General features: G+C 35.0%; 8 protein-coding genes. 4 read left to right on the plus strand and 4 right to left on the minus strand.

The features are described 5' to 3' along the window. Positions 1-104: 104 nt before the first annotated feature. Positions 105-725 (plus strand): hypothetical protein, encoded by a 621-nt coding sequence (locus AB4Z17_RS29495; RefSeq protein WP_441963812.1) that lies wholly within the window; start codon positions 105-107, stop codon positions 723-725. A 21-nt stretch (positions 726-746) separates the two neighbouring features. After that, entirely contained in the window at positions 747-2,282 is a 1,536-nt protein-coding gene (locus tag AB4Z17_RS29500) for a protein kinase domain-containing protein (protein ID WP_441963814.1), read from the plus strand. 550 nt (positions 2,283-2,832) lie between these two features. Here AB4Z17_RS29500 and AB4Z17_RS29505 read toward each other — a convergent pair. Beyond that, a complete protein-coding gene (locus AB4Z17_RS29505) occupies positions 2,833-3,534 on the minus strand; it encodes a recombinase family protein (protein WP_441963816.1) in 702 nt (233 codons plus the stop codon). A 62-nt stretch (positions 3,535-3,596) separates the two neighbouring features. Here AB4Z17_RS29505 and AB4Z17_RS29510 point away from each other — a divergent pair, with 62 nt between their 5' ends. Next, positions 3,597-4,436, plus strand: coding sequence for a recombinase family protein (locus tag AB4Z17_RS29510; RefSeq protein ID WP_441963818.1), 840 nt, complete (start codon positions 3,597-3,599; stop codon positions 4,434-4,436). Positions 4,437-4,622: 186 nt separating this feature from the next. On the opposite strand, the gene AB4Z17_RS29515 is transcribed toward AB4Z17_RS29510, so the two are convergent. The 3 genes from AB4Z17_RS29515 to AB4Z17_RS29525 all read right to left on the minus strand — a co-directional run bounded on the left by AB4Z17_RS29515 (position 4,623) and on the right by AB4Z17_RS29525 (position 6,819). Next, positions 4,623-5,132, minus strand: a complete 510-nt coding sequence (locus tag AB4Z17_RS29515) for a hypothetical protein (protein WP_441963820.1) — start codon at positions 5,130-5,132, stop codon at positions 4,623-4,625. A gap of 159 nt (positions 5,133-5,291) precedes the next feature. Continuing rightward, on the minus strand, positions 5,292-5,915 hold the full coding sequence (locus AB4Z17_RS29520) for a hypothetical protein (protein WP_441963822.1): 624 nt from the start codon (positions 5,913-5,915) through the stop codon (positions 5,292-5,294). 193 nt (positions 5,916-6,108) lie between these two features. Then, positions 6,109-6,819 (minus strand): hypothetical protein, encoded by a 711-nt coding sequence (locus AB4Z17_RS29525; protein ID WP_441963824.1) that lies wholly within the window; start codon positions 6,817-6,819, stop codon positions 6,109-6,111. Positions 6,820-7,859: 1,040 nt separating this feature from the next. Here AB4Z17_RS29525 and AB4Z17_RS29530 point away from each other — a divergent pair. Beyond that, a partial coding sequence (locus tag AB4Z17_RS29530) for an AAA family ATPase (RefSeq protein WP_441963826.1) occupies positions 7,860-8,575 on the plus strand: 716 nt, incomplete at its 3' end.

Genomic DNA, 8,575 nt, shown 5'->3' on the forward strand with positions numbered 1-8,575 from the left:
CGATAAAGGGTTTCAGGGATATCCCTGAAACCCTTTATCGTGGAAGGAGTTGGAATACCTTTTATAGAAGAAGTAATCAGTCGAACTGAGGAGGTGCAAAAACAGTGGAGATAATCAATACATCATTAAAATGGTTTGGGGAAAATTGGGTTGTACTTGGCTCCCTTCTAGCGAATATTGTCGTGTTTATAAAGTGGATTTACACACAACATGTAACAAACAAACTGGGGAGAGCAAGTCTCGCGGGAAAGAGATATATTGAACTGTATATCCCTTTGAACAATGAATTATACGAAGTGAAAACTGAGTCATTTACCGCGTATAAAGGACGTAAGATTGATTTATTTGTTAAGTTAATTAGAGAAATACTTTTGTTTCCCACAGGGAGAACCAACCGGTCGAAAATAAGGTTAAGGTGGAGAGACTTTATAAACCCTATCTTATCTGGACCGGCATATGAATTCCCTTGGAAAATTCCTGAAATTGAGGATTTGAGCAAGATTATTATTTTTAAAAGGCACTTGCTCCCAGCGGAGCTTGAAACTAAGTGGATATCCGTCATCGCTGCTAAAAATGATTTTGAACAGACTCAACGAGATTTTGATGAAGCAATTGCGGAATTAGTTATTTGTATAAGGAAACTAACAAAAGAAACACAAAAGCTTCTCGAGAAAAGGAATCCAAGTATCCTTGCAGGGTTAGAAACGAAGAATATACAATCATAACATTTTAGTGGGAGTCGTAAAATGAAGGTCAAAACAAGCCATCCAAAAGTTATAGAAAAACTTTCAAAGAGTTTTGCTGGTGATGAGGGTCCTTTCCCCCGAAGAAGTGGACCACTCTTAGTAGAGTTTTTTAATAACTTTGGTTATGAGGATAAATATCGCAGTGGATTTCCAACCAGGTGGAGATATGCAGAGGAGAGAATTGCGGACCTAGAGAAGAAAGGTCGAATTGAGCAATTTATTGATGAAGCAACCTCAATCGAGGAATTATTAAAGTTCAATGAAGTTAGTTTGGAATATGTAGAAAATCTTCAAGATGAGATTATTGAATATTTAAACGCAGCTGTGTTTAACATCACAGACCGACATATCGTTAAAGTTGATGGGAGGGCAAAACTTGTTAGGAAGGCTGAAGAAAAGCCTATTGGAGAAGGCGCTTTTGCAGAGGTGTATCGTCTTAATAGAGAGAGTGAATTTTATGCGTTAAAGCAACTAAAGCGTGAATATTGGTCAGATACAGAGATGTTACATAGATTTAAACGAGAGTATGAAATTATGAAAAGGTATAATGCAAGCGACCGGACAATATCAGTTTGGAACTATAAAAAGGAAAAACTTTCTTTTGAAATGGAATACGCTGATAAGACCCTTAAGGAGTATATTGATGAGCATTATCATGTTATGAATCTGGAGTGGCAAGAGCATCTGTGTGAGGAAATCATTTTGTCACTAAATGAACTACATCCAGAGACAATTCATAGAGATTTGAGTTATAACAACGTGTTAATGGTAAAAAATAAACCTAAACTAGCCGATTTTGGATTAGGTAAAGATACTACCAGGGACTATTCATATAAAACAATAACTGAAAGAGGTGTAGGAACAGCCCATTTTACGGACCCAATTCAACTCAATAATATAAAAGATGCATGTATACAAACCGATATCTACTCGTTAGGTAAAATAATTGACTTTGTTTTTTGTGGAAGTGTAGTCAGTAGGGAACACAAGTACAGTGCTATAGTTACAAAAGCAACAAACAAGGACTTATCGAAGCGATATAGCACTGTGGGTGAATTATATGATGCGTTTGTTAGCTTGAAAAATACACCGATAAATTATAACCCGGTTGATGAATTAAGACAAATGGTTCGTGAGAAGAAAATAAGCTCTGAAAAAATATATAGCATTTTGACTCGAAGAAATGTAGGCGCAATTGTAACAGAGTTGATAATAGCAGATTATGCAGCGTCACTAGAGATATTTGAAGTCTTTGTTATGCAGTATGAGCACGAGCTTGAAGAAGTGTTTAGAGCAATGTATGATGATTTAGTGGGAAGACGACTGCCCTTTCCTGAGTACGATAAGTTCGGTAAGTTTTCTATTAGTATGCTTATAGAAATTAGTGGCTATTCTGAAGCGACAGTTATCTTGTCAGAGGTATTAGAATTTGTGGCTAGTGATAAGAATAGATACCCAATTCAGCGGTTAATCAAGGAGAACAGGAATAATAAACAAATACCTGCAATAATCCGCGAGAGATGGGAAACATATTAAAGCCATCCTAATAAGAAGTGGAACGTATGTAGGAGGGCGCTCTTGGAGTGCACTTTACTTTTATACGAGAGTTTTCACACTAATTTATTCACCAGATGGACTATAATTCATAATACAAAGGAGACAGCGTGCATTTGTTCTGATGTATGATAACATTGAATTGCATATCATACAAAGTGAAGGGGAACCTTATCACAAGTAGTGGTAAAGAAAAAAATAGAGTTGAATTTTGAAGCAACGATACTAAGAGCTTGAGTTTACGAATTCGAGGCATGTTGAGTGTGTGTCGCAGATAGTGTTGAAGAACGATTAATCAGATAAGATGGAAAATCGGTAAGTKACCGTAGGGTGTCCGTTGTTGTCTACATCAATACGTTCTACGAATTGATGTAGCATCTCCACTGTTAGATGAATTAGCGGTGAATAACGACTAATCAAGTTACGGTGGATATCCATTTTTCCAATATATTCATCATGTAGGAGTGTACTTTTGAGTTCACTTCCTTTTTCATTCAATGCAATGATAACCTCTTGATGCATGTCAGCTACTTCACGATATTCGTCTTGAGTGATTTGATTGTCTGCAAGATCGACCTTTTTTCGTCTTGGCTGATTGAATCTCAGTTTCGATTTGTTGTAGTGATTTCGTTAAATATTTTTTCTTACTTTGTGATTCAACTTCAAGACTACTTAAGTGGTCCTTATCATTAATAATTCGAGCCATTTTGTTTAGGTCATGAATGATAATTTTTTCTAAATCCTCTTCCTTAATGGTCCTATGCGTACAAGCAATCTTCCCATGCCTTGCATAATAGCCACAAATGTAGACTTCTCGATTTTGTCGATACCACATGCCTGTCCCACAATCACCACAATATAATACATTCGTAAAAAGATGCTTCTTAGCTTTTGTGCGATTCTTTTTGCGGCTTTTTATTAATTCTTGTACCGTATTAAACAGGGCATGTGGGATTATGGAGTGGTGAGTATGCTTAACAACTATTTGTTGTTCTTTAGGAATAGAATGTCTAGAACTAGAAGTTACACTTCTTTTTGTTTCTCTTCCTTGAACTAAATCACCTGTGTAGTGCGGATTAGTAAGAATTTTACTGATTGATGAACCGTGCCAAAATCGACGGGCATTCTTCTTTTTAGCTACTTGAGAAGGCGATGGGACTCCATTTTTTGAAAGAGAACGTGCAATAGAATCAAAGCCTTTCCCATTCAGGTAATCCTCATAGATACTCCTCACAATTGATGGTGTATTATCGTCAGATGGAATTCCAACGCCTGCGCAAGTAAGTAGAATGAAAAATGCTGGATTGGGGAGGAACTACGATAAAAGGAATATTATCTAATCCCCACTATACAGGTCATTTGGTTCAGGGTCGAACAACAACCGTTAGTGTGGTTAGCACTAAGAGAAAAGTAAAGAAACATGATGAATATATTGTAGTAGAAAATAAGCATGAGGCACTTATCTCTAGAGATGTTTTTGAAATCGCTCAGAAATTGATGAAAGAACGTAAGAAGGATATGGTAGCACCCAAAAAGCATCTATTCACAAATGTAACTTACTGTGCTGATTGTGGCAGAGGAATGTGGTATCGTTCTGGTGGGAAATATATTTGTGGCTCTTATGGTAGATATGGAAATGAAAGATGTTCATCTCATTCAATTAAAGAGATGGAACTAAGTAATGCAATTATTCAAGATTTCAAGACCTTTTTAAGTGCTTTAAATTTTGGAGGGCTATTGAAGCACTTTCACGGAAATATCGAAAAAACAGTGCAGAATAGGTTGAAAGGATTGAGGAAAGTGGAAGGGAAAATCAAACTTCTTGAAAAGAGAAAGATTAACTATTTTCAGATGCGGGCTGATGGAAACATGAGTGCTGAGGAATATAAGGTTGTCATTGAAAGAGATAATGCTGAACTAGCAGACTTACAAGAGCAAATAGATACACTTTCTGAGAGTGCAACCAATCTCGAATTTGACCTTAATTGCACACAAAATGATTTTATGAATTATCTTTTTACTACTGAAGTTCTTCCAGAACTCATTCACAGATTCATTTCTCGTATAGATATTGAGGCAGATGGGACAGCTCAGATTCAATATAGCTTTAAAGAACCTAGTCTTCGTTTAGCGTAAAAAAATAATGTTGGAGCTATTGAAAAAAGTTGCCATGTACCTTGGCAACTTTTTTATTGATTCTGTTTTTGTATTTAGTAGATTATCGGTTGCATATATATTATGCCCTTAATTCTGTTTATTGTGGACGAACACACAAGTTTGAATGTGGGGTTTGAAGATGTATGTGCCTTCGATAGATTACCTTCACAATTCGTTAAAACGGATTTCCTCTTTAACTTTTATTAACTCCGCTTGTATCATTTCTTGTGTAATTCCTATTTTTTCATGAAGTTCATTTGAGTATACTACCAGCTTTTCATCTAATGCCTGTACTCTCTCTACAAATTCTTTCAGTTCGTTTATCATTTCATCTTTACCCGACCGAGAAAATGTTAGCGTTATTTTTTCTTTAAAATATTCGTGAACTATGAAGTTTCTTAACCTAAGAATTTCTTTCAATTCATCTACTTCTTCCGTTTGTAACAAAAACAATTGTTTAATTTCATTTATTAAATGTCCCATTGTTTTAGAAAATTTTCTTTCGTAAATAGTATCTAAGTCATTCTCGCAAGGTAGTAATCCTTGTGACAGCTTTAATACAACAATCATATTAACTAATTGATGCTCCAAAACTTGAGCATAATAAATAGAAAGACCAAAATGTGCATAGCATTCTTTACTATGTTCGTTTTCATCGTACTCTACATGTAACATCTTTCATAACCTCCTGCATTTAATTCATCTAACTTTGTCGCACTCATGAATTCTCATAGTCGTAGATAGCTCTTATCTTAGGTGAGTAAGGGTTAATTGCTGATACCACTTCCCCGAAGTTCCTCAACTGACCGAGAGTGTCACTTCTTCTTTGAGTAATCACAATATTGGTTTTACATCAAGATTTTCGTATTTAGTATATATTGAATGAAAACACCCTGAGAAATAGTTGTAAACTCTTTCAAAATTTATCTTTAATGCTTGATAATCAATTCCATAATTATGTTCTTGATTACCAATTAACTGTTGATTTTTATATTCGACATCGTATGGATATCTAAACATCATAGATGTGGAGTCCATTAGATTTAGTTCTTCTATTGCCCTTCGCATTAGTTCAAGCGGCTTTTTATCATTATTAATTGAAGTTTTGAGATATTGATGTAATATATTCTCTGTTTTGTTCCATAGGTCTTTTAAGCTATGACCATATAACTTTTCTTGAATCTTCTCTCTAGTCATATCTTTAATCATTAGATAATGAGTTAGCAATATTCCTTTAAGAATTAATTCAACAGAATGTCGATATAAAAAGATGCTTGGAATAATTATCTCATCGGCTTTATATCCAATATTGTTTGTCATAGAACTTAATAAAATATCTCCACTATTCTTGTACATTTCTGAATATGACAAAAAATCAAGACTTGAGTCATTCCTTCTTCTCCAATTCGGATACGCGTTTTTCTTTATATCAGGATTCCTTGTAAATAATACATCCATGATAGGCACTCCAATCAATATTGTTTTAAGTTAATTTGACTTAACGTTTTTTCATTCACGAAACTTAGCTAGTTCTTCTCTAAGCCAATGTGGGTGTTAGTTTACACGTGCCTCGATATTGAACATAGCACACACCCTTATGCGTGATTTCTCTGTTATATGAAGTTCCTACCTTCAGTGGATATTCTAAAAATCACTTATCAAATGCTGCTATAATTAAATCTACGTCAGCAAAGGCTCTCTCAGGCATTTCATCCCAGAATCCCTTTACTGCTTCAATATATTCATTGAAATCTCTTTCATGTACTTTTAAAGTATAACCATCGAGGAGCACAGCTCCGTTTAAATCAAGTGTATCAAAATGAGTATCTATCAATGTACTCTTGAAAAAATCAGGTCTAATTTTTCTTAGTTTTTCAGCAGAGTCTCCGTCTGCATGTTTAATTGTATTTGTTAGGAATTTCAACTCTCTTAATTTTACCCAAGACTTAGTTTTAGAAATACTCACATCATGTAAATCGAATATTTTTTGCACTTCTCCAAATTGCATTCCTTTTTTAGTCCACTCAAGGTCATGACTCAATTCTTTAATAGTAAATTTAATTAATTGTTGCTCCCAGGTGTGATACAAGAGTGAAATACTCATTAATAGATGATTAGACTTCATTGTTAATAGTGATTGATACATAATGATACTTTCTTCTTCTGCCCATTCGGCAACGGCTGCTTCATCAGTATCCTCAGTCCATGAATATTCGCTAAATAACTTCTTACTATAGTCATTTGCTTCTTCATGTATATTTTCGAAATGACTTTTAGTTCTATTAAAGTAATCCCCAACAATCGACAATTCTATCTTGTGTCTTTTTATTAATGGTTTCCAAAAGTATAATTGTGTCTTCATAAGTTATCCTTTCATACTTTATTATTGCTATTACTGGGAGTTCACTTAAATTTTGATGTATTCACATTGTCCTTTCGTTTCACTCCGCTCTTATCCTAGGGGAATGGATGTGTCTGCTACTTTACGTATTCCAAATTAATTGTCAGACCAAAAGACTTAAGGATGCGATTAACTATTGGGTAAGTTATATGTAAACGATTCCCTATTAAGTATGGTGTATATTGGATTTTTTTCTTAATCTAGTATAAAGCAATACATAGATAATATGAATAGGAAGAAAAAAGTGTTTAAACAGGATGCCATTACTTAGTGAGGAGATTTAGAGATTTAAAACACGTACATTAAGTAACCATTGAAATTCCTGTCTATATCGGAAAGGATTTTAATCCTAAGAGTCAAGTCTTGATGCAGAGTGAGGGCGGAGAGACGTACCCTTCACTTGAAGGATACAAATCCAAAAAAACGAAAAAGGCTTGCTGCCTTCGTTTCAGGTATGGATATTTAAAAAACACCAGGGTTGTGAGCGGACTCCAACCACAAGCTTACTCAGGTCCAGCTTTACTAAGCGTTTTGATAAAAAACGTGTCTTTTTGTACCTAGCCAATAGGCTACTGGGACGGGATATTATCTGAGAAAAAGGAAATGCCCCTCTGACGGGCGAACAACGGCAATCAACCGAAGCCGAGGAAGACGGGACACCTCCGGATTGTTTATCGTCATTTTTGTTCCAATACATTGCCTCCCAATGTATTAGTCAAGCGCTTCGCTACATTTTGATATTTAGTTCTTTCTAATGAAAGTGGTTGAATCCTTGTTCACCTGAAAAAGAATAAGGAACAAACGATGAAGAACTATTGAGTTTAGACCGAAAGACTATAGAGCTAAGCTATATTTTTATTGAGCGGCAGGATAGTTTTATCAACTCACGCATCCCTTGACTCCCAAACTTAATAATAAATGAAACTGAATGAAGGAGTTTTGTTCAAAATAATCGAAGTTATTAATCCATATGCTAATTTGTTAAATTGGAGGAATATACTGTGAGACTTTCTAAATTAACTATCCGTAACTTTAAGGGAATCAAGGCACTAACTGTCGACATTGAGAATATATCAATCTTCATAGGACCTAACAACGTCGGAAAAAGCACTATCTTACAAGCAATTAAAATGTTTGGTTCTTCTCAAAAACCAGACAGAAAACATTTTTATAAATACAATATAGCTGAACCTATTTCGTTTCATGCAACTTTTACAGAGATAACGATGGAAGAAGCAGAATTACACGGAATCCGTGCCTCGTTACATGCTGATACTAATACTTTTATCGTCCGGGCTGTATATAATTTCGATGGGGAAGTTAAAAGAACTTCAAAAATCACAGGTGCACCAACTCATGACCTAGAAGATGAAGGCTGGGATGGAAGGTTAGGCGGAGGGAGAAATGCTTCTCATTTTCTGAATGTCTTTCCCGAGGTTATTTATATTCCTGCTGTAAAGAACGCAGGTGATGAAATAAAGGGTACATCAGATAACATGAAAACATTGACTGCTCTTTATAAAGAAATTATTCACTCACTCGATGAATACAGTGAAGCTGAAACTAAAACAAGATTACTACAAGAAAAAATTAATAGTCATGATGATGAAAAGATAAGGTTCTTCGAGTCGGAAGTCCAAACTTTTCTCAAAGAAGTTACCAACACTAGTATTAATTTCAAAGTAGACGTCAAACCGATGGATGAAATAGTAAGTAC

It is taken from the genome of Paenibacillus sp. TAF43_2 (genome assembly GCF_052113545.1).
GTDB lineage: Bacteria > Bacillota > Bacilli > Paenibacillales > Paenibacillaceae > Pristimantibacillus.

Excerpts from the sequence above, each read along its gene's own strand:
- AB4Z17_RS29500 (WP_441963814.1), top strand. The coding sequence starts at position 747 with ATGAAGGTCAAAACAAGCCATCCAAAAGTTATAGAAAAACTTTCAAAG.
- AB4Z17_RS29510 (WP_441963818.1), top strand. The coding sequence starts at position 3,597 with ATGCTGGATTGGGGAGGAACTACGATAAAAGGAATATTATCTAATCCC.
- AB4Z17_RS29515 (WP_441963820.1), bottom strand. The coding sequence starts at position 5,132 with ATGTTACATGTAGAGTACGATGAAAACGAACATAGTAAAGAATGCTAT.
- AB4Z17_RS29520 (WP_441963822.1), bottom strand. The coding sequence starts at position 5,915 with ATGGATGTATTATTTACAAGGAATCCTGATATAAAGAAAAACGCGTAT.
- AB4Z17_RS29525 (WP_441963824.1), bottom strand. The coding sequence starts at position 6,819 with ATGAAGACACAATTATACTTTTGGAAACCATTAATAAAAAGACACAAG.